This is a genomic window from Vibrio sp. Vb1554 (assembly GCF_033344235.1).
The window spans coordinates 1-1,141 of sequence record NZ_JAWPOJ010000348.1; the positions used below are offsets into that span (position 1 = coordinate 1).

Consider the following 1,141-nt stretch of genomic DNA (forward strand, 5'->3'; position numbering starts at 1 on the left):
AATTATCTCAACGTGAAGATATTTTACATGAACATATTACTCGCAATGATCCCCGCATTTTTCTGGGGCACTACTTATGCCGTTACGCAGTTCACTCTTCCAGACTGGCCGCCTGTGTTGCTGGGAGCACTGCGGGCACTGCCAGCCGGACTACTGCTACTGGCAATCAAACCTTCGCTGCCTAAAAAGCACGAATGGAAAGTGTTATTGGTATTGGGCACGATTAACATCGCCTTCTTCTTTGGCCTCATTTTTGTGATGGCGTTGACCCTACCTTCTGCAATTTCCGGTGTCGGCATGATTTCTGTCCCCGTCTTTGCCATGCTGTTTGGTTGGGCGGTTTACAAACGTCAGCCTAGCGCAATACAAGGCATTAGCGGCGCAGTACTGATTGCGTTAGCGTGGTTCTTGTTCGATCCAAGCTCAATCTCGCTCAACCCTATCGGTTTAGGGGCGATGCTGGCGGCCATCATGTGCATCGTGATTGGCAGTAGCGTAACCAAATCACTCGGCACAAAAATGCATTGGTGGACGGTACTCACGTGGCAGTTGATTTTGGGTGGTGTATTGCTGTCTATCGCCGCGGCTGTGTTAGCTACCATCAATCCGCAGCCTTATGTGCAGGCCGTACAGAATATAGATATGACCAACACACTAGGGCTGCTGTGGGTCATTGTGCTCAACACCGCGCTAGGCTACGGCATGTATGTGTGGTTGTTGCAACGCATGTCTGTGGTCGACTTTACGTTTGGTGGCATTGCCAACCCGATTGCAGGGATCGTCTCTGGGTTATTGCTGCTGGGTGAAAACTTTACCCCACTCCAATACAGCTTGATGGTGGGCATGATTGTGATGTCTTTACTGCCTCAAATTTTAACGTCGTTGCGCGCAAGAAAAGAAGTAATAACGGTTTAAGTAATCATCCCCATCATATTCAAGAGAACGCCCGATTTTGTATCGGGCGTTTGTTATTCAATACGATCAACTCGCTCTGAGCTCGGCTTGTTTTCGATAAGCAAGCGGTGTGACACCATATTCTTTTCTGAAACAGGCACCAAAATAAGAGGCATGCTTAAAACCACATAGCTCAGCTATTGCACTGACACTCGCATCGCTATTGCACACCATTTTTTGTGCTGTA

Annotated in this window: 2 protein-coding genes; one reads left to right on the forward strand and one right to left on the reverse strand. The window is 48.2% G+C overall.

Going from position 1 to position 1,141, the window contains the following annotated elements; genetic code table 11:
- Positions 1-27: 27 nt before the first annotated feature.
- Entirely contained in the window at positions 28-915 is an 888-nt protein-coding gene (locus tag R8N28_RS26195; protein ID WP_025508945.1) for a DMT family transporter, read from the forward strand.
- A gap of 66 nt (positions 916-981) precedes the next feature.
- On the opposite strand, the gene R8N28_RS26200 is transcribed toward R8N28_RS26195, so the two are convergent.
- Positions 982-1,128 (reverse strand): AraC family transcriptional regulator, encoded by a 147-nt coding sequence (locus R8N28_RS26200; RefSeq protein WP_318183781.1) that lies wholly within the window; start codon positions 1,126-1,128, stop codon positions 982-984.
- Positions 1,129-1,141: the final 13 nt, after the last annotated feature.